The 20232-nt window shown below is 63.5% G+C and carries 20 protein-coding genes; 1 reads left to right on the plus strand and 19 read right to left on the minus strand.

Annotated features, from left to right (window positions below; translation table 11 throughout):
* Nucleotides 1-155: 155 nt before the first annotated feature.
* From H6A15_RS08440 to H6A15_RS08450, 3 genes are all read right to left on the minus strand, one after another.
* Nucleotides 156-1553 carry a phosphoglucomutase/phosphomannomutase family protein gene (locus H6A15_RS08440; RefSeq protein ID WP_204673313.1) on the minus strand — a complete coding sequence of 466 codons (1398 nt, stop codon included), beginning with the start codon at nucleotides 1551-1553 and terminating at the stop codon, nucleotides 156-158.
* Nucleotides 1554-1805: 252 nt separating this feature from the next.
* A complete protein-coding gene (locus tag H6A15_RS08445; protein ID WP_204673314.1) occupies nucleotides 1806-2738 on the minus strand; it encodes a homocysteine S-methyltransferase family protein in 933 nt (310 codons plus the stop codon).
* A gap of 3 nt (nucleotides 2739-2741) precedes the next feature.
* Nucleotides 2742-3167, minus strand: coding sequence for a metal-dependent transcriptional regulator (locus H6A15_RS08450; protein WP_204673315.1), 426 nt, complete (start codon nucleotides 3165-3167; stop codon nucleotides 2742-2744).
* 164 nt (nucleotides 3168-3331) lie between these two features.
* Between H6A15_RS08450 and pepT the strand changes: the two genes are divergently transcribed.
* Nucleotides 3332-4585, plus strand: coding sequence for a peptidase T (gene pepT, locus H6A15_RS08455; protein WP_204673316.1), 1254 nt, complete (start codon nucleotides 3332-3334; stop codon nucleotides 4583-4585).
* 63 nt (nucleotides 4586-4648) lie between these two features.
* Here the strand turns inward: pepT and H6A15_RS08460 are convergent, their stop codons facing one another.
* The 16 genes from H6A15_RS08460 to prfA form a co-directional block, all read right to left on the minus strand.
* Nucleotides 4649-5833 carry an LCP family protein gene (locus tag H6A15_RS08460; RefSeq protein WP_204673317.1) on the minus strand — a complete coding sequence of 395 codons (1185 nt, stop codon included), beginning with the start codon at nucleotides 5831-5833 and terminating at the stop codon, nucleotides 4649-4651.
* A 14-nt stretch (nucleotides 5834-5847) separates the two neighbouring features.
* On the minus strand, nucleotides 5848-7131 hold the full coding sequence (gene murA, locus H6A15_RS08465) for a UDP-N-acetylglucosamine 1-carboxyvinyltransferase (protein WP_204673318.1): 1284 nt from the start codon (nucleotides 7129-7131) through the stop codon (nucleotides 5848-5850).
* 86 nt (nucleotides 7132-7217) lie between these two features.
* A complete protein-coding gene (gene atpC, locus H6A15_RS08470) occupies nucleotides 7218-7613 on the minus strand; it encodes an ATP synthase F1 subunit epsilon (protein ID WP_204673319.1) in 396 nt (131 codons plus the stop codon).
* Between the two features lie 4 nt (nucleotides 7614-7617).
* A complete protein-coding gene (gene atpD / locus H6A15_RS08475) occupies nucleotides 7618-9072 on the minus strand; it encodes a F0F1 ATP synthase subunit beta (protein WP_204673320.1) in 1455 nt (484 codons plus the stop codon).
* Complete coding sequence (gene atpG, locus H6A15_RS08480) at nucleotides 9069-9980, minus strand: ATP synthase F1 subunit gamma (protein WP_204673321.1); 912 nt, start codon at nucleotides 9978-9980, stop codon at nucleotides 9069-9071. Before atpG ends, atpD begins: the two co-directional genes overlap by 4 nt.
* A 4-nt stretch (nucleotides 9981-9984) precedes the next feature.
* Complete coding sequence (atpA, locus tag H6A15_RS08485) at nucleotides 9985-11595, minus strand: F0F1 ATP synthase subunit alpha (protein WP_204673322.1); 1611 nt, start codon at nucleotides 11593-11595, stop codon at nucleotides 9985-9987.
* On the minus strand, nucleotides 11592-12017 hold the full coding sequence (locus H6A15_RS08490) for a F0F1 ATP synthase subunit delta (protein ID WP_239462476.1): 426 nt from the start codon (nucleotides 12015-12017) through the stop codon (nucleotides 11592-11594). Before H6A15_RS08490 ends, atpA begins: the two co-directional genes overlap by 4 nt.
* 43 nt (nucleotides 12018-12060) lie before the next feature.
* Complete coding sequence (gene atpF / locus H6A15_RS08495; RefSeq protein WP_204673324.1) at nucleotides 12061-12657, minus strand: F0F1 ATP synthase subunit B; 597 nt, start codon at nucleotides 12655-12657, stop codon at nucleotides 12061-12063.
* Between the two features lie 31 nt (nucleotides 12658-12688).
* Complete coding sequence (locus tag H6A15_RS08500; protein WP_087356603.1) at nucleotides 12689-12880, minus strand: ATPase; 192 nt, start codon at nucleotides 12878-12880, stop codon at nucleotides 12689-12691.
* A gap of 97 nt (nucleotides 12881-12977) precedes the next feature.
* Nucleotides 12978-13775 carry a F0F1 ATP synthase subunit A gene (gene atpB, locus H6A15_RS08505; RefSeq protein WP_204673325.1) on the minus strand — a complete coding sequence of 266 codons (798 nt, stop codon included), beginning with the start codon at nucleotides 13773-13775 and terminating at the stop codon, nucleotides 12978-12980.
* 45 nt (nucleotides 13776-13820) lie between these two features.
* Nucleotides 13821-14120 (minus strand): hypothetical protein, encoded by a 300-nt coding sequence (locus H6A15_RS08510; RefSeq protein ID WP_204673326.1) that lies wholly within the window; start codon nucleotides 14118-14120, stop codon nucleotides 13821-13823.
* Nucleotides 14121-14431: 311 nt separating this feature from the next.
* On the minus strand, nucleotides 14432-14869 hold the full coding sequence (gene rpiB, locus H6A15_RS08515; RefSeq protein WP_204673327.1) for a ribose 5-phosphate isomerase B: 438 nt from the start codon (nucleotides 14867-14869) through the stop codon (nucleotides 14432-14434).
* Between the two features lie 126 nt (nucleotides 14870-14995).
* Nucleotides 14996-16534: a glycerol kinase GlpK gene (glpK, locus tag H6A15_RS08520; RefSeq protein ID WP_204673328.1), complete on the minus strand. Its 1539-nt coding sequence runs from the start codon at nucleotides 16532-16534 to the stop codon at nucleotides 14996-14998.
* 13 nt (nucleotides 16535-16547) lie between these two features.
* On the minus strand, nucleotides 16548-17261 hold the full coding sequence (locus H6A15_RS08525; protein WP_204673329.1) for an L-threonylcarbamoyladenylate synthase: 714 nt from the start codon (nucleotides 17259-17261) through the stop codon (nucleotides 16548-16550).
* Nucleotides 17262-17558: 297 nt separating this feature from the next.
* Nucleotides 17559-18722 (minus strand): N5-glutamine methyltransferase family protein, encoded by a 1164-nt coding sequence (locus tag H6A15_RS08530; RefSeq protein ID WP_204673330.1) that lies wholly within the window; start codon nucleotides 18720-18722, stop codon nucleotides 17559-17561.
* Between the two features lie 231 nt (nucleotides 18723-18953).
* Entirely contained in the window at nucleotides 18954-20021 is a 1068-nt protein-coding gene (gene prfA, locus H6A15_RS08535; RefSeq protein ID WP_204673331.1) for a peptide chain release factor 1, read from the minus strand.
* Nucleotides 20022-20232: the final 211 nt, after the last annotated feature.

Below are 20232 nucleotides of genomic sequence, written 5' to 3' on the forward strand. Positions count from 1 at the left end.
TTCTCAAGGTGCACGCCCCGCGGCTCGGGGCCGCGCGGCAAGGGGATATAATGCCAGACCTCGGCGCCCCCGGGGGCGGGAATCCGCGTCTCCACGAGGTGCACACATTTCTATTTCGTGCGGCGTGTCCTGTAGCGCTCTTCTGCCTTCTACCTCTAAGCGAATCCTCCTCGCGCAAGGTCGCAGCCCGCCTCGAGAAGAGCATCCCTTCGCCGAGCCGTGGGCGCCTCCGCATAAACCCTCACCACCGGCTCTGTTCCCCCTGGACGAAGCAGCAGCCACGATTCGTCAGCGAACTCTAGCCTGAGCCCGTCCATGTGGCTTACCGCAACAGGCGTCTCTCCTGCGATCTCATGGGGGTTCAGGCCCGGCAGCATCGTCCTGAACATTTCAATGACCTCGTTTTCGAGCCGAAGGTCTCGTCTGCCATATACGAGCGCTCCGAAGGCTTCCTCCATTTCCGCCACGAGCGCGCCTAGGGTCTTCCCTGTCTGTGCCATCAGCTCGCAAAGCATCAGGTTCACCAACAAGCCGTCTCTCTCGCGCATATGGGCAGGAATGCCGATTCCTCCGGCCTCCTCGCCACCGATCAGGACGTCGCCTTTGCACATCTCCTTATATATATGCTTGAAGCCAACCGGGCGCACCGTCACGCGGCAACCCAATGCGCGGCACACGCGCTTCGTGAGCGTCGATGTTGACAGGTTGAGCACCACACGACCCTGCATGCCGCGGTTTCGCACCAAATGCCCCGCGACGAGCGCGATGATCTTGTGTGGGCTCACAAACGTGCCGTGCTCGTCAACGGCACCCACTCGGTCCGCATCTCCATCGTTGATCAGCCCGGCGCTCACGCAGTGTTCGACCACCGCCCTCTCGCAATCATCGACCCAAGGCTCGATGGGGTCGGGATGAATCTCCTCGGCGTCCGCGTCGTCTGCGCTATGGATTTCCACCGACTCGATGCCGAGCGCGCCGAGCACCAGCGGGAAACATCCCCGCGCGGCGCCATAGAGAGGGTCGTACACCACGCGAAGTCCCGCTTGCGCGATGGCATCCGCATCGACCCGCGAGCACAGCTCGTCAAGGTAGGGCGTTACGAAGTCCGTTCGCTGAATTGCGCCGTGTATGGATGGGGCCGTTGGCTCCAAAACCTCCTCGAGCAGGTCGATGAAGTCATCGGACGCCGTGCCGCCGTCGTCCATGCGCACCTTAATGCCCAGATAGTCTGGAGGATTGTGCGATCCGGTCACCACCAGACCGCCGCAGGCACGCTGGTCGTGCGCGATAGTCCACGAGACCGCAGGTGTTGGCGACGGCCTGTCGCACACCTTCGCGTTCAAACCGCACCCCGCAAGAACGCGCCCCGCCAGGCAAGCAAAATGCTCGGCACCCGGACGCGTATCGTAACCTACATATACGATGGCCCCAGGAGCCATCCGGCTCCAAAGCTCTCCGGCGGCGGCGGCAATACGGGCAACGGCCTCTTCGGTAAAGTCGCCGTCGCGCCGAGCCCTCCACCCATCGGTTCCAAAATGAATGATCGCGCCCACGCGCAAACTCCTCTCAGGGCTGTTCCATACGAGGAAGATATACCCAGAGGAGACCGGGATGCGCCGCACCTGCATGGCGCGGACAGAATATGCAAAAGGCTGAACACAGGGCGTCGCTTCATTCGAAACGGGGGCTCGCCAGACGAGGCATTCCGTTCGACCGCGGTAGAGGAGCCCGGCCGGAAGGACCCACGGCGCGGGACACCGTGCATAGGCACAGGACCCTGGGCGATCGTGCCGGGTGGCGCCCTCCTACAGCTCGAGCACCTCGGCAAGGGCGGCGGTCGTGACCGCCGTGGTACCGCAGCAACCCCCCACGAGATGCGCCCCCGCATCGACCCAGACACGAGCGGCGCGCGCATGCGCCTCGGCATCTTCCGCCCATACCAGGCGCTCGTCTTCGTCGCGTCTGGGAGACCCGGCATTCGGGCGAATCATAACCGGCGTGCGCGCAGAGGCGGCCATGCGCGGCACCGCACGTGTGGCCGCATCAACCGAACAGCAATTCACCCCGACGGCAGACGCCCCGTGGCGCTCAGCCCAAACCACGGCGGCCTCAACATTGAGGCCGTCGCCCAAAAGGCTGCCCTCGTCGTCGATGGCAAAACTCATCCACACCGGCATGCCCTCGGCGACATCCAAAACGCCGGCGACCGCAGGCTCGAGCTCGCGAATCGAAACGAACGTCTCGAGCATGAGCGCATCGACGCCAGAAGCAAGAAGGGCATACGCCTGCTCGCGGTACGCGGCACGGGCGGCGCGGTACGCCGGCGTCTCCTTCTCAAACCAGTCAATGCCGCAAGCACCGATAGAACCGACGACAAACTGAGGGCAGCACGCGCGGGCACACGCCACGGCGGCGCGATTCACCTCGTCGGCGCCCTGTTCGATTCCGTCGCGCACGAGCGCCGGAGAGGACGCTTGAAACGTATTTGTCAGCATGATCTGGGCGCCGGCAGCAGCGTAAAGCGCATGCACCCTCTCGACCGTCTCGGGCTCGGCGATATTCCAAAATGCGGGAGGAACGTCGGACGAGCCCTCACCGGACATGAGCACGCTCCCTACAGGCCCCTGCATGAGCATGGGCTCGTCATGCAGGCGCTCCATCAAATCGGCGGCACCTGAGCGGTTGTAATAGGATGGGTCGAAACGCGTGGAGCCCGACGCTTGGACAACGCCGCCCATGGACTAGTCCTCCACCACCGTGACGCCCTGGTTCTCCAAATACGCGAGCCAGCGGTCCATCGTGTCTTCGGAAAGGGCGTGCTCCATCATGCATGCCTCCGCGTCGGCACGCTCAAACCCCACGCCCAGCTCTTGGATCAGGAACGTGCGCAGCAAGCGATGACGGTACCAAACCGCCTTTCCCACCTCGCGGCCCTGAGGCGTGAGCATCACCTTGCCATAGTGGGACTGCTCGACAAGGCCCTGTGCCTTAAGGGCGGCGACTGCCTTGTTCACCGACGCCTTTGACACGTTCAGCTTGTTCGCAATATCCACCGACCGGACGCCGCCTTCGGCGCCCTCCTCCTGCTCGATGCGGACCATGCACTCAAGATAGTCCTCATTGGCCATGGTGAGGTGAAGCTCGCGCGAGCGATCAGTGGTGTCCATGCCGTCCCCTCTCAATGTTGTCATTGCAGCTGATTCTACCGCAACAATCGGCGCCTCATACATGCACGACATGCCAAAACGCGGCGGCGCTGCCGTGCTAGAGTAGGTCCAGGGCCGCAGTCTTGCGCCCTGGCAACATCCAAAATCGACCCGAGGGGGAGCCCATGGCATCGACCTCATCCACCACCAGTCCCGACGTCCTTACTCGATTTCTACGCTATGTCCAAGTCGACACCCAGTCGAGCGACGAGCATGCCGACCACGTGCCCTCGAGCGCCATACAGTTTGACCTCGCACGCCTGCTCGCCGATGAGCTGCGCGCGCTGGGCGCACAAAACGTCCAGGTTTCCGACCATGCCTATGTGACGGCGCATATTCCGGCAAGCCCGGGAGCCGAGGGCCGTCCCCGCCTGGGCCTCATCGCGCATCTCGATACCACCGAGGTGGTCTCGGGCTTCGGTGTGAGGCCCCACGTGGTGCACTACGAGGGCGGCGACTTGGTCTGCGGCATCGTCGACGGCAAGCCTGTCGCCATCGGCACCGAAAAGGTCGCCGCGCTTCGGGACCTCGTGGGCGAGGACCTCGTATGCACCGACGGCACCACGCTTCTTGGAGCTGACGACAAGGCGGGCATCGCCGAGATCATGGCACTCGTCGCACGGCTCAGCAATCATCCAGAACTCCCCCATCCCCCGCTGGGCGTCTGCTTCTGCCCGGACGAAGAGATCGGCCATGGGGCGGAGCTGCTCGACATCGATGCCTTTGGATGCTCCTACGCCTACACCGTCGACGGCGGGCCCATCGGAGAGCTCGAGTGGGAATGCTTCAACGCCAGCGAAGTGACCGTACGCTTCCGCGGCTACTCGATACACCCCGGCGATGCCAAGGACCGCATGGTGAACGCCGGCAACCTCTTCACCGCCTTCCACGGCCTGTTGCCCGCCCCCATGCGCCCCGAGCACACCGAAGGGTATGAGGGCTTCATTCACCTGGAGGGCGTCTCCGCCACCTGCGAGCATGCAACCGCCCGCTATATCGTCCGTGACCACGACGCGCAAAAGTTCGCATCAAAAGTCGATCTCATGCGGCGCGCTGCCGACTTCATCAACGCGCAGCAGGGCGAAGAGCGCGTGACCATAGAGGTAAAGCCCCAGTATCGCAATATGGCCGAGATCGTCGCCGGCTATCCGGAGCTTATCGACGTGGCAAAAGAGGCGTTCGCCGCCGCAGGGGTCGAGCCGCGCGTGCTCCCCATCCGTGGCGGCACCGACGGTGCGCAGCTCTCGTTCCGCGGGCTCCCCTGCCCCAACCTGTCCACCGGAGGCTACTGCTGCCACGGCGTCAATGAGTTTATTCCTGTTCGCTCGCTCGTAACGATGGTCGACGTGCTTCAGGAGCTTGTTGCGCGCTTTGCATAGATGAGCAAAGGCGGCGAGGTCCACGATGGGGCCTCGCCGCCTTTTCGGTGCATCAGGAGTAATCTACTGCGCCGTCGAAGATTCACCGTCCGACGAAGAGCTCGAGCTTGAGCCCGTCGTGGCGTTACCGGAAGCCCAATCCTCGTTGCTGTTGTTCGACAGGTCCCCAATCGTGGCGGAATCCCCCGTCTCCCCCATGGACTGCGGGCCCTGCGGATCCTCGCCGTCGTCCACGCGCTCCATCATTTTGGCGAGCGCTTCCTCATAGACGAATACGTAGCTCTGTCCATTGATATAAGTGCTCTCGTTTGCATAGGACGGGATGTTCGCCGACCAGATGTTGTTGGTGTCCATGCCGCGCATGGCGTTTACCAGCGCGACGATGTCCGACGCGCTCAAGTCGGTAACAACCATGTTCGCCACCGATTCGACCAGCGACACGATGGTGGTCGGATCGAGCTTGTTGAGGATCTGATCTGCCAAGGCACCCAGCACCATGCGCTGGTGGCGCATACGGGTGTAGTCGCCGTCGAGGAACTGGTGACGAGCACGGCTGAAGGTGAGAGCGGCTTCGCCGTCCATGTGCTGCTGGCCAGCCTCGATCTTGACAGGGCCGGCCTCGGGGTCGTCCACCTCGTCGCCTTCGGGCACGTAGATATCGATGCCGCCCACAGCGTCGATGAGCGACTTCATGCCCTCGAAGCTGACCTCGGCATAGTGAGAGATCTGCACGTCACAGAGGTCGTTGACGGCCTGAACCATCTTCTCCGCGCCGCCCAGCGAGTAGGCAGCGTTGATCTTGTAGGTGCCGCCATCGATCGTGACCTTGGTGTCACGCGGGATCGAGATGAGCGTCACCTGCTTGTTGGGCGCATCGATGCGCGCGAGGATAATGGAGTCCGAACGCTCCACCTCTCCGTCCTGGCGGCCATCGGTGCCCAGAAGAAGCATGTAAAACGGCTCGCGGGTCACGTCGGAGTCGACAAGGATCTGCTGAAGGGCGCTCGTGATGATGGAGCTGTCGTTCAGTCGGCTCATGATGCTGGTAAACCAGGCACCTGCCGCGACGACGCCCACCAACAGCACGCCCACCACGCCGCAGAGAATCCCCCTGCGAACGCGCTTGCGCGTACGACGCTGACGGGCGCGCTCGGAATAACGTCCCACGTTCTCGCGGCTGTAGATTCGACTCGCCGCACCTGTCGTCGGTCGCCGGGAATTCTGAATGGGCTTCTTCCGGATGCTCATACGTGGTTCCTGCTCTAGTCTTCTTCGGGGTCGGGAATTGCGTCACGTTCGACGCGGGCACCGATAGCAGTAAGCTTCTCGCAGAAACGCTCGTAACCACGATCGATGTGGTGGATGGCCGAAACCTCGGTGGTGCCCTCAGCGACCAGGCCCGCAACGACCAACGCCGCGCCGCCGCGCAAATCGGGCGAAACTACCTGGGCACCCGACAAGGCGGGCACGCCATGCACGATGGCATGGTGGCTCTCGATACGGATGTTTGCCCCCATGCGCTGCAGCTCGGAGGCGAACATGAAGCGATTCTCGAAGATGTTTTCGGTGATAACTGAAACACCATCGGCAAGCGCGTTCAAAATCATGATCTGCGCCTGCATATCGGTGGGGAATCCCGGGAAGGGAAGGGTCTGGATGTCCACGGGGCGCAGATGGGGAGCGCGCCAGACGCGCAGGCCGTCCTCGGTGCGCTCGCAGCGAACGCCCATGAGCTCGAGCTTCTTGATCACCATGCCCAGGTGGTGGGGGTTGAAACCGGTGACCTCGAGGCCGTGATCGTCTGCGGCCAGAGCGCCCGCCACGATGAACGTACCCGCCTCGATGCGGTCGCCGATCACCTGGTGCGTCACGGGGTGAAGCTCTTCGACGCCCTCGATGGTCACAACCGGGGTGCCGGCGCCCGTGACCTTGGCGCCCATCTCGTTCAGCATGTTGGCGAGGTCGACGATTTCAGGCTCGCGCGCCGCGTTGTCGATCGTGGTGGTGCCATTTGCGCGGACAGCCGCCATGATGAGGTTCTCGGTGGCGCCCACGCTTGCAAACTCGAGCGACACCAGGCTGCCCGTCATGCCGTGCTCGGCGTTTGCATAGATGTAGCCGTGGTCGGTGTCGAAACTCACCCCAAGGGCCTCGAGCCCCAGGATGTGCATATCGATCTTGCGCGCGCCCAGGTTGCAGCCGCCCGGCATGGCGATCTTCGCACGCCCGAAGCGCCCCAAAAGCGGGCCCATGACGGCCGTCGAGGCGCGCATCTTGGCGACCAGCCCGTAGGGAGCTTCCCAAGAATCAACGGTAGAGGTGTCGATGACCAGGGTATGCTCGTCGGCCACCTCGATGGTCGCCCCCATGCCTTTGAGCACCTTGCCCATGACATGAACGTCCGAGATATTGGGAACGTTGGTGAGCGTCGTGGCTCCCGGCGCGAGCAGCGTCGCCGCCATGAGCTTGAGCGCCGAGTTCTTAGCACCCGAGACATGGACCTTGCCCCCGATAGAGCGTCCGCCATGAACGCGAATAATATCCAAAGTCTGCCCTTTCAAAAGAAAGCCCGGGGCGCGCTGCGCTCCCGGGCATGATGTTGGCCGCTGTCAATGATCGGCAGCGTTGCCGATCATTTCGTTGCGAGCAGGAGTTTACACCATGCGATTTCATTATAGAGGTAGGCACGGTGTGCATCATCTTCAGACAAATTACTCAGCTGGTCTTCAAAACCTTCGACCTTCGCCTGAAGCTCTGCATGGTCAACCACAGATACGTCCGCCGCACGCTCGGCTAAGATGACCACCTCGTCCTCGGTTATCTCGGCATAGCCGCCGCTCACCGCAAAGACATGGCTCGCCGTGCCCATCTCGGTGTCCGAGACACGCACATAGCCGGCCTGGATGGTGCAGATTTCGCTGGCGTGACGCGGCAGGACGCCCAGCTCGCCGTCGGTGGAGGGAAGCGCCACGAAGGCGGCCTCCCCCTCGAAGGCGAGCGACTCGGGACACACGATACGGACGTGCATGGTCTTACTGCTCCTTCATCTTCGCAGCGCGCTCACGCACGTCGTCGATGGTGCCGGCGTAACGGAACGCCTGCTCGGGCAAATCGTCGCACTTGCCATCGACGATCTCGGCGAAGGAGCGCACGGTGTCCTCGACGCGTACGTACACGCCGGGGTTGCCGGTAAACTTCTCTGCCACGTGGAAGGGCTGCGAGAGGAACTGCTGGATCTTGCGCGCACGGGAAACCGTGAGGCGCTGCTCCTCAGAAAGCTCGTCCATGCCCAGGATGGCAATGATGTCCTGAAGGTCTGAGTACTCTTGCAGAATCTCCTGGACCTTAACCGCGACGCGATAGTGCTCCTCGCCCACGATGGCGGGATCGAGCGCGTCGGAGGTGGATGCAAGCGGGTCGATTGCAGGATACAGGCCCAAGGACGCGATGGAGCGCGAAAGCACCGTCGTGGCGTCGAGATGGGTGAAGGTGGTGGCAGGTGCCGGGTCGGTCAGGTCGTCTGCAGGCACGTAGACGGCCTGAACCGAGGTAATCGATCCGGTCTTCGTGGAGGTGATGCGCTCCTGAAGGTCGCCCATCTCGGTGGCAAGCGTGGGCTGATAGCCCACTGCCGACGGCATGCGGCCCAGCAACGCCGAGACCTCGGATCCGGCCTGCGAGAAACGGAAGATGTTGTCGATGAACAGAAGCACGTCCTGTCCACGGTCGCGGAAATACTCCGCGGTGGTGAGGCCGGCAAGGCCGATGCGCAGACGCGCTCCCGGCGGCTCGTTCATCTGCCCGTAGACCAGGCAGGTCTTATCGATGACGCCCGATTCGCTCATCTCGAGGTACAGGTCGGTGCCCTCTCGCGTGCGCTCGCCGACGCCGGTGAACACCGACGTGCCGCCGTGCTCCTGCGCGAGGTTGTTGATGAGCTCCTGGATAAGCACCGTCTTGCCCACGCCGGCGCCGCCGAACAGGCCCGTCTTGCCGCCGCGGATATAGGGCTCCAAAAGGTCGATGGCCTTGATGCCCGTTTCGAAAATCTCGGTGTTGGTGGTGAGCTCGTCGAAATGCGGGGCGGGGTGATGGATGGGATAGTAGTCCTCGACCTCGGGCATCGGCTTGCCATCCACCGGCTTGCCCAACACGTTCCACACGCGGCCCAGCGTTCCCGGGCCCACCGGCATCTTCATGGGCTCACCGGTGTCAACGGCGACGATGCCACGGGTCAGGCCATCCGTTGAGGTCATGGCCACCGTGCGGACGACGCCGCCGGGAAGCTGGCTTTCGACCTCGAGGACGGTGCTCAGATGCCCCATCGGCGTGTCGGCCTCGACGGTCAGGGCGTTATAGATGGCGGGAACCACCCCGTCGAACTTCACGTCTACGACAGGCCCGATGATGCGGACGATGCGGCCTTCGCCGGCGGTCGGACGCTCTACGGCCTCCTGCACCGCCGACCGGCTGATGGTGTCTGTCATTGTTGTTCCTCCAATGCTGAGGCTCCGCCAACGATCTCGTTGAGCTCGGTGGTGATGGACCCCTGGCGCACGCGGTTATACGTGCGGGTAAGAGTGGCGATGATGGTGTTGGCGTTCTCCGTCGCGGAGTTCATCGCCTTGCGGCGCGCCCCTTGCTCGGCGGCAGCCGAATCGATGAGCGACTGGTGGATGACCGTAAGGATGTAGCTTGGCACGAGCTTGCCCAGAACATGGGCAGCGGACGGCACGAAGCTGAACGAAGAGGAGACGCGACGCGGCCCCTCGTCATCGTTCTTGCGCGGCCCGTGTGCCATGGCGACGGCCTCGGCATCCAGCGGAAGCAGACGCTCGACGCGCAGCTGCTGGTCCACTCGGTTGCGCGCGTGATGGTAGACGATCTGCACCTCGTCGAGCCTGCCCTGCGCGTACTCGTCGCACACATAGCTCGCGATCATGCGCGCCTGCTCGAAATCGGGCTCGGCGGAAGACCCCTCGAAGTGCATGACGAGCTCCGGACGATGCCGGAAATACTCGCTGGGCTTGCGTCCGCAGGTGATGATCGATACCTCTGCGCCCTGCTCGCGCCACTCGCGCCCGATGCGCTCGGCCTCGCGCTCGACGACGACGTTGAAGCCGCCGGCAAGCCCGCGATCCGACGCCACGGCGATGACCAGACCGCGGCTCACCCCTTCATGGGGAGTGAGCATGTCGCTGGTGCCCGCCGCCTCAGCGTCCTGCGCAACGGTGAGCATGACGTCGGTGAGGGCACGCTTGTAAGGCTCTGCCTTTTGCGCGCGGTCAAGCGCGCGGCGAATCTTGGCGGTGGAAACCATCTCCATCGTGCGCGTGATCTGCCGCGTGCTGGTGACCGACGTGATGCGTTTCTTGATGTCGCGAAGGTTTGCCATGGAGCTAGTTCTCCTTGACCTCTGCCGCAGGCGTCTCCGGGGCGGTCGCACGACGCGCCACGAAGTCGCTCTTGAAATCGGCGATGGCCTGACGCAGCCTGTCGGCGAGATCGCCTTCCACCTTCTCGGCGCGCAGGCGCTCGAGCAGCTGGCCAAACGAGCTGTCCATATGGGCGATCAACTCGTCACGGAAAGGAATGACCTGCGAGACGGGCAGATCGTCCACAAAACCCTCGTTGCCGGCAAAGAGCGCCAGAACCTGGTCGACCACGTCGAGCGTGCGGAAGCGCGGCTGCTTCAGGAGCTCCGTCATGCGGGCGCCGTGCGTGAGCTGCCGCTGGGTCGCCTGGTCGAGGTCGCTGCCGAACTGCGAGAAGCCTGCGAGCTCCTGGTAGGATGCCAAGTCGAGACGAAGCGAGCCCGACACCTGCTTCATGGACTTCACCTGGGCGGCGCCGCCGACACGAGACACCGAGATGCCCACGTCGACAGCGGGGCGCTGCCCCTGGTGGAACAGGTCGCTCTGAAGATAGATCTGGCCGTCCGTGATGGAGATCACGTTGGTGGGAATGTAGGCAGACACGTCGCCGTCCTGCGTCTCGATGAGCGGAAGCGCGGTCATGGAGCCGTAGCCGTTCTCGCGGCTCAGCTTGCACGCGCGCTCAAGCAGGCGGGAATGCAGATAGAAGATGTCGCCGGGATACGCCTCGCGTCCGGGCGGACGGCGCAGCGTAAGCGACATCTGACGATAGGCGACTGCCTGCTTGGAGAGGTCGTCATAGACCACGAGCACGTGACCGCCCGGGTTGTCCGCCGAGGCGGGCTTCCCGTTTGAGCCGTTGTACATGAAGTATTCGCCGATGGCGGCGCCCGCCATCGGAGCGATGTACTGCAGAGGCGCCGAGTCGGCAGCCGTCGCAGACACGATGATGGTGTAGTCGAGCGCGTGATGCTTGGCAAGCGTCTCACGGATGCTCGCCACGGTGGACGCCTTCTGTCCCACGGCAACATAGATGCAGACCATGTCCTTGCCGCGCTGGTTGATGATGGCGTCGATGGCGATGGCGGTCTTTCCCGTCTTGCGGTCGCCGATGATAAGCTCGCGCTGGCCGCGTCCGATGGGAATCATCGAATCGATGGCGAGGATGCCGGTCTGCACCGGCTCGCACACCGGCGTACGGTCGATGACGCCGGGAGCCTTGAACTCGATGGGGCGGTAGTCGGTGGTATGAATCTCACCGAGACCGTCGATGGGGTCGCCCAGGGGATTCACCACGCGACCAAGCATGCCGCGGCCGACCGGGATATCCATGATGTGGCCCGTGGTGCGGCATTCGTCCCCCTCGCGGATGACGGCGACGTTGCCGAACAACACCGCGCCCACCTCGTCGCGTTCAAGATTCTGCACGAGGCCATAGACGGTCTCTCCGGTGAGTCCGCTCTTGAACTCCAGAAGCTCGCCCGCCATGGCGCCGCGAAGGCCCGAGACGCGTGCGATGCCGTCTCCCACCTCATCGACGTAGGAGAGTTCCTGGGTGTCGACCACCGCAGAGAGCGAGTCCAGGCGCTGCGCCAGGACCTGAGCGATGTCTTCCATCTTCAAGGTGTCCGTCATGCGAGATCACCTCCTGCTTTCATAGTGGTTTCAACGAGCGTCTTGCGCGCGGCACGAAGCTGCGTCTTGACCGAGACGTCACGGCGCTGGCCGCGGGCCTCGAGCACAAGGCCGCCGATGATGGTTGGATCGACCTGCTCGATGAGGAAGACCTCGCGGTCGAGATCCTGCTCGAGACGGGCGCGGATCTTCGCCCTCAGCTCGTCATCGAGCGGAATCGCCGTGGTCACGGTAACGCCCACAACGTCTTCGTCCTCGTCGGCCATGGCGCGAAAAGCCTCGGCCACCTGCGGGAGCATGTCCAGCTGCCCGCGCGTGACCATGCAGGAAAGCGCTGCCAGCAGCTCCGGCGAGGCCTGGGCGAGGACCTCAAGATTCTTGAGATCGTCGAACACCCTGCCATCAGCCTTGGCCGATTCCATGAGGGAGCGCGCGTAGGTCTCGACAACCCTGTTCTCCCTGCGGCTAGTTGGCATTCAGACTACCCGCTTCCTTGAGATACTGCTCGATGAGTCGGCGCTGCTCGCCATCCTCATCAAGGGACTTCTCCACGATCTTCGCTGCCACAGAGACCGAGAGGTCGGCGATGGTGCCGGCGGCATCGGCGTAGAGCGAACGACGCTCCTCCTCGACCGTGGCATGCGCCTTGGCGATGATGTCCTCCGCCTCGGCATGCGCCGCCGCGATGATGCGGGCGCGCTCGGCCTCGGCGTCCTGACGCGCCTCGAGCACGATGTCGGCCGCCTGGCGGCGGGCATCGGTGACGAGGGCATCGGAGACGGCGCGGTCCTCGATGGCCTTCTGCTTGGTGCGCTCAGCCTCATCAAGGCTGTCGGCGATGCGCTTCTCGCGCTCCTCCATCATCGAGAGGACTTTAGGCCAGGCAAGCTTGCTCAGGACCACCAAGATGATGAGAAACGCTATGAGCGCCGGCACGAACTCTGCCATGTTGGGGATGAGAATGCTCGGGCCGCCGGCGGAACCCTCGGCGAACGCGGTAGCAGGCATCATCGCCACAAGAGAGGCGGCCGCAGCCATGAGCGCGCGGTTCGAATACTTCATAGTCAACTCCTTTGAGGACACGAGCGATGCCCTAGGAGATGAGCGTCACGACGAAGCCGATGAGGCCCAGCGCCTCGGTGAACGCGGATGCCAGGATGAAGACCGTGAAGGCTCGACCCTGGATCTCGGGCTGGCGAGCCATGGCGCTCGTGGCGCCGAATGCAGCAAGGCCGATGGCGAGGCCGGCACCGATAACACCGAGACCATATCCGATAACTCCCACAATTCCTCCTTTGCCGTGCGCCTAGGGCGCGAGGTTTCCTATGTCGATGGGCGAGGCCGCCCATATGACACCATGCGATGCGCGTTTCGCGCGAAAACTAGTGGCCGTCAGCCTCGGCGATCTGGATATACACAGCCGAGAGCACCGTGAAGACGTAGGCCTGGACAAACGCGACGATGAGCTCGACCGCGTAGATGATCAGCAGGATGGCGAGCCAGGCGATGCTCGGGATGGCACCCGCGATCGTGGCCGCAGTGGCCTGCTCGAGCAAGGGTTCGGCAAACAGCGCGGCCATGATGGAGAACGAGCCCATGACGATATGGCCGGCGAACATGTTGCAGAACAGACGGATGGCGAGCGTAATGGGGCGCAGCAGCAGCGAGAACACCTCGATCACCCACACGAACACATTCATGGGGAAGGCGACGCCTGCAGGAGCGAGGCTCTTGAAGTAGCCGATGACGCCGTGCTTTTTGCAGCCGTAGTAGACAAAGTACACGAAGGAGCACAGCGCAAGCGCAGCCGTGCAGCCGATGGCGCCCGTTCCCGGCTTCATGCCAGGAATCAGGCCGATGAAGTTATTGACCAAAATGAAGAAGAAGACCGTGGCAAGGAACGGGAAATGTTTCTTCCAATTGGTTCCCACCACGCCCTTGGCAACGTCGTTCTCAACGTATTCGATGACGTATTCGACGCCGTTGACGAACGTGCCGTGCGGAACGAGCGTCTGCTTCTTCACGAACGCGAAGATCAAGATGCAGAACACCGCCGCAGCGACCAAGAGCCAAAACGAGTACTGCGTGATGCCGACGGTAAGGTCGCCGGCAACCGGAGCCGAGGAAAACTCGGCCACGAGATGCTGAATCTCTCCCGACAGCTTCTCGAATGCTTCCACAATTCCACCTTTCCGACACGACGGCACGCTGGCCGTCGGGCTCGGTCAGCCCTTGTGGGCAATGACCGCCATGGCGACCGCAACCCAACAGACGAAAAAGCCGCCCAGCTCCCCCACCAAAAACGGCAGGAGCGCATCGCGGGCAACCAGGTATACGGCAACCACCGCCACGAACAGGATAGCGAACGAGACGATGACCCCCAGCATGCCTTTCGCCATGTTGGCATCGCATGTGCGCCGAAGCACCGGCACCAGGGCCAGGAGCAACGGTACGAACGCGAAGATGCCTACGAGCGCCCCGAGAACGACGGCGGGCAGGTGTGCGAGCAGATCGATCTGGGCCATCTCTCGTACCTTTCCGTCCCCGAACCCGAGCTGCGACCGCAGGGGCCCGTAAACATCATCCGCCTATTCTAGCCAGCTCTGGTGAAAAAACAACCCGTATTGCAAGGCGCGGCTCCGCAGCTTGGGCGCCAAACGGACAAATCGGCTTCGAATCATCACAATTCGCAGGTCAGCGCGGCCGTGTCTACCTATGACAGCAAGCTGGACCGCACCTTCCACGATAACGCACGCGCGCCCGCTCGAGCTGTCCATCATGGAACGCCGGCATGACGAATCGTCACGTCGCCGGCGCTCCCATGCAACGCATGCACCTAGTCGTCGAGCGCCATGATCTTCTCGACGCGCTGGGCATGACGCCCGCCTTCGAAATCCGTGGATAGGAAGACCTTCACGATCTCCTTGTTCACGTCCAGGTCGACGAAGCGGCCCGAGAGGCACACGACGTTGCCGTTGTTGTGCTGGCGGAAAAGCTCGGCGAACTGAGGCGAAGTGATGGACGAGGCCCGCACGCCCGCAACCTTGTCGGCAGTGAGCGCCATGCCGATGCCCGTGCCGCATACGAGCACGCCGCGGTCAGCGCTGCCGCTCGAGACCGCCTGGGCGACCGGAAGAGCGTAGTCGGGGTAATCGACGCTCCCCTCGTTGGTGGTACCAAAGTCCTCGACTTCGTGACCGAGCTCGGCGATATAGGCTTTGAGCTGCTCTTTCTGTTCAAACCCGCCATGGTCGGCGGCGATGGCGACACGCATGTGACGTCCTTCCCTAGAGGATGTGCTACACAAAGGTACTGTAACATGACGCGGCCCGCGTCGAGCCGCGGAACGGCGGGACGCGGGCACGGCATGAGCAGGGCGGCAGCGCCGCGGCGCGACTGCCTATAGAGACCCGCGCGTGCGCGACACCGCGTCGTGCCAACCGGCGAGGTTGCGCGCGCGAACCTCGTCATCGCCCTTCGGGTCGAAGCGGTCCGCGACGGCGCGATTCTGCTCGATCTCCTCGCGATCCTCCCAGAAACCCACCGAAAGCCCCGCCAGATAGGCGGCTCCCAGCGCCGTGGTCTCGACGGACTCGGACTGGATGATGGGAATCTGCAGCAGGTCCGCCTGGAACTGCATGATGAACTCGTTGCGCGAGGCCGCTCCGTCCACATAGAGGCTCTCGAGACGAACGCCCGCGTCCGCCTCCATGGCGTGCAGCACGTCGTAGCTCTGATAGGCCATGGACTCGCAGGCGGCGCGCACGATGGTGGCGCGGTCAGACGCCCCGGTAAGACCGCAGATAAGGCCCCGGGCGGACGAATCCCACCAGGGCGCCCCAAGCCCGCTGAAGGCAGGGACCAGATAGCATCCCCCGTTGTCCGGGCGCGAGGACGCGATGTCTGCCGTCTCGCGAGCCGACGAGATGATGCCCAGCTTGTCGCGAAGCCATTGGATGGTGGAGCCAGCGTGGAAGATGGACCCCTCGAGCGCGTAGCTCACCTTACCGCCCTCGGCGATGCCGATGGTGGAGACGAGCCCCTGGTGCGACTCGACCACGCGGTCGCCGGTGTTCATGAGCATGAAGCAGCCGGTGCCATAGGTGTTCTTCGTCTCGCCGGGCTTGAAGCAGCAGTGCCCGAAGAGCGACGCCTGCTGATCGCCGGCCACTCCGGCGATGCGGGGCATATGGGTCATGACCTCACTCGACACCCGGCCATAGTCGCTCGCGCTCTCATGCAGCTCGGGCAGCATCGCGCGCGGGATGTCCAGAAGCTCCAGCAACTCATCGTCCCAGTCGAGGGTGTGGATGTTGAAGAGCATGGTACGGCTGGCGTTGGTATAGTCGGTCGCGTGCACCAAGCCGCCGGTCAGGTTGTAGACAAGCCAGGTGTCGATGGTGCCAAAGACCAGCCTTCCCGCCTCGGCGAGCTCGCGCGCGCCGCTCACGTTGTCCAAAATCCAGGCAATCTTGGTCGCAGAGAAGTAGGCGTCGGGGGTAAGCCCCGTCTTTGCCCGAATCGTGTCCGCGTGGCCCTCGGCGACGAGCGCATCGGCGATGGGAGCCGTTCGGCGGCACTGCCAGCCGATGGCGTTGTAGATGGGCTGGCCGCTCTCGCGATCCCACACCACCGTGGTCTCGCGCTGGTTGGAGATGCCCACCGCGGCAATGCTGTCAGAATGGATACCGCTTTTGTACTGGACCTCGATCATGACCGCGATCTGGGACGCAAGGATTTCCATAGGGTCCTGCTCGACCCAGCCGGAATGCGGATACGTGGTCTTGAGCGGACGCGACGCCTGAGCAACGATGCAGCCATACTCGTCGACGATGACCGCGCGCACCGAGGTGGTGCCGCTGTCGAGCGCCATGATATAGCCGCTTTCGTAGGAGAAATCGTTCTGCACCAAATTGAGGTCGCGCAGCGAGATTGCCATCTTGCACCTTTTTCTAAAGCGCCCGGGCACCGTCGTCGCCAGGAGGGGTCTGTGCAGATGCCACCACGCGCTCGATCTCCGCGGCGGGCAGCGCCCCCTGACGAATGATTTGCAACGAGCCCGAGACGAGCGAGACGATCGTCGAGGCATCCCGGCAGGGCGTGGCGCCGGCATCGATAGCGATGTCTACGCCGGCAAGCACCTCGGGTTCAACGTCGGCAAAGGCTGCCGGGGCGGGGTTTCCATGCGTGTTGGCGCTCGTGACGGCCAGCGGGCAGGCGCAGGCACGAACAAGCGCCGCGACGACGGGAGAACGCGACGCACGCAGGGCCACGGTCCCATCGGACGCCTGCATGAAGGCGGGCACGCGCTCGTTTGCCTTGATCACGATCGTGAGGGCGCCGGGCCACAGCTCTCGAGCAAGCGCGCGGGTTGCAGGGTCGATGTCGCGCCCATATCGATCAAGGTCCTCCGGACCGCCGACAAGCCAGGGGACGGTCTGCGCGAGATCGCGGCGCTTTACCGAAAAGATGCGACGGTATCCCGATCCCTCCGGAGGCAGCTCGTCGCCGCCTCGGGCAGCGGCGGCTACCGCGACGCCGATGCCATAGACGGTCTCGGTTGGGATGAGCGCCAACCCGCCTGCGTTCAGCATGCGCGCGGCATCATTCACCGCCAGACCGTGCGGGCGCCTCGCCTCTCCGTCGATTCGATAAAGCCTCTGCATCGGTTTTCGCCCAGTCCCCCATCTTCTGCGCGCGCAGCGAGCGTCCGACACGCCAAAGTCCGTGTCGGCCGTCGTGCGTGACGCGAGTCTTCCTGCCAATCATGCACGGGGCATTGTCTCACGCGCCAGGCGATCTGGAGCGTGCAAAGGGCACCCACCTCGCAGACGGGGCTCAGTTTCCGGTGAAGGGAACAAATTATGTTGGTTGGATGGTTCGCAACCGGTCTTTTGGTCCGGCACGAGCCGATCCAGGCAATCGAAGGCCTGTCAGGGCGAGACCTGATTGCCCGAGCGGCCCTAGAGACGAGGCATGCGCGCGAGCACGAAACGAGGTCGCCGCGCAAGGTCAGAGGCCACCCGCACATCTTCCATGCCCGCGGCTCGGCACAGCCCTGCAGCCACATCGAGGGCATCTTCAAAAAGCTCGCAGGCAAGAAGCCCGCCAGGGCTCAGCATGCGCGGCGCCGCCGAAAGGAGGCGGCGGAATATGTCAAGTCCGTCCTCGCCGCCATCGAGGGCAAGCGACGGCTCGAAATCGCGAACCTCGACGGGAAGCGTGGGCATGACCCGCGAAGGAATGTAGGGAGGGTTGGAGACCAAAACATCGAAGGTTCCCAGCTCGTCGGCGGTAACAGGAGCCGTAAGGTCGCCCTGGCGAATATCGACCTTGTCGGGTGAGATTCCGAGCCGCTCGCGATTGCGACGCGCGAGGCCGACTGCATGGGCGTCGATGTCGGTGGCAACGCAAAGCACGCGACCCGCGCGCTCGGAGGCAATCGAAAGCGAGATGCATCCCGTTCCGCATCCGACCTCGAGCACGCGCGCGCGGCGAACATGTCCCACGCCGCCGTTCCCCTCAGCGTCTTGGACATCAGAGGGTGCCTCGGCTGCCCCGGCATCGCCCGTCTCCAACATCTCGGCGGCAGGCCCGTTGTCCTCCGCCTCGGCAGCGGCGCCCGGCTCGCCCCCGGCCGCGTCAGGGACCTCCCCCGCACCGGCGGCGCGCTTCTCCTCTGCAAGACGCGCGCGCTCCTCCTGACGGGCCTGGTCGACCTCGGCGTTCCAGGGCAGCTCCACGCGCTCTCGGCGCAAAGCGGGCTGCATGGGCCCCAGTATCTCGCGGTCAAGGTACTCGAGCACCAGCTCTACAAGCATCTCGGTCTCTGGCCGAGGAATAAGCACGCCGCGCTCGCAGGTAACGTCGATGGTGCGGAACGACGTCTCTCCCAAGATATATTGGAGCGGCTCGCCGCCACGGCGACGCACCGCCGCATCATGCATGACCGCAAGCTCCTGGGACGATAGGGGGCGATCCATATTCATGTAGAGGTCGATGCGCTTGAAGCCCGTCGCCATGCCGAGCAGCCACTCGGCGGCAAGCCGCGGACGCTCCTCGCCGCAGCGGCCCAAAAAGCCCTCCGTCCACTCCATGCAGCGCTTGATAGTCCAGATCTCGTCCATGAGCTCCCCTAACACATATGGTCTCCGCAGGCGATTCTAATGTACGCGCGACGTCTTACCGAATTCTCTCCGCATCTGCTGAAAACCTTGCCGCCATCTTCCCAAAATCTAACCGCGGCGCCCTTCACCCGCCGCGACCGGCGCTTCGCAAGCATCGAGGTCTCAAACGCGCCATGAAAAAACGCCCCGGCGTGCCGGGGCGTCCTCATGAAACATCCATATGGCCGGAACTTAGACCGCCTGGGCAAGCTTTTCGGCTCGGTCGGCGGCGGCAAGGGCGTCGATCACAGTCGCAAGCTGGTCGCCCAGCAGCACGCCGTTGTACGTGGAGTTGAACCCGATTCGATGGTCGGTCACGCGATCCTGAGGCTGATTGTAGGTACGAATCTTCTCTGAGCGGTTGCCATGGCCGATCTGGCTCTGGCGCTCGGCACCGAGCTCGGCCTGCTGCTTCTGCAGCTCCATCTCATACAGGCGAGCGCGCAGCATCTGCATGCACACCTCGCGGTTCTGAATCTGGCTGCGTTGCTCCTGGGACTGCACGACGGTATTGGTGGGCAGGTGGGTGATGCGCACCGCCGAATAGGTGGTGTTCACGCACTGGCCGCCCGGGCCGCTCGCGCAGTAGGTATCGATGCGCAGGTCGCCGGGGTCGATCTGGATGTCGATCTCGTCCGCCTCGGGCAGCACCGCCACCGTGGCAGTCGACGTCTGGATGCGGCCCTGGCTCTCGGTCTTGGGAACGCGCTGGACGCGGTGCACGCCGCTCTCGTACTTCATGACCGAGTACACCTTGTCGCCCGACACCTTGAATTCGATGCTCTTGAAGCCTCCGGCATCGCTGGGGCTTGCGTCGAGCACCTCGACCTTCCAGCCGTTGGCCTCGCAGAAGCGCTGGTACATCTTGTACAGGTCGCCGGCAAAGATCGCGGCCTCGTCGCCTCCGGCGGCAGAGCGGATCTCGACGATGGTGTTCTTCTCGTCGTTCGGGTCACCCGGAATGAGCATGAACTTGATGTCTTCCTCCAGCTGGGGAAGCTTGGCCTCGTTGGCAGCGATGTCCTCCTGGAGCATGGCCTTCTCGTCGGGGTCCGACGTGTCGTGCTGCATCTCCTTTGCCGCGTCGATGTCATCGAGCGCCGCGATGTACTCGCGGGCGCGCGCCACGAGGTCCGCCTGATGGGCATGCTCTTTGGCGAGGCGCATGTACTCCTTCTGGTCGGCCACGACGGAGGGATCGGAAAGCTTCTGCTCAAGCTCGGCATAGGCGGCGATGAGCTTCTCAAGTTTGTCACGCATAATGGTTTCCTTTGCAGATAGGGCGCAGAGCGCCGTGGGTTCGGCAGGTGAATGGGCGGCGACAGCCGCACGTCAAATGGCCTGGAAGGCCGCCTCTAGCCCAGCTAGAACATGTCGAACTTCAAATACATCGCGCAAAGGCCCTTTCTCTCGACCACCTATCATACCCAGCGGAAGTCATAGGGCAAGGTCGTAGGCATCAAGATGGGCA

Origin of the sequence: Enorma phocaeensis, from assembly GCF_016901575.1 — a bacterium.
Lineage (GTDB): Bacteria > Actinomycetota > Coriobacteriia > Coriobacteriales > Coriobacteriaceae > Limicola > Limicola phocaeensis_A.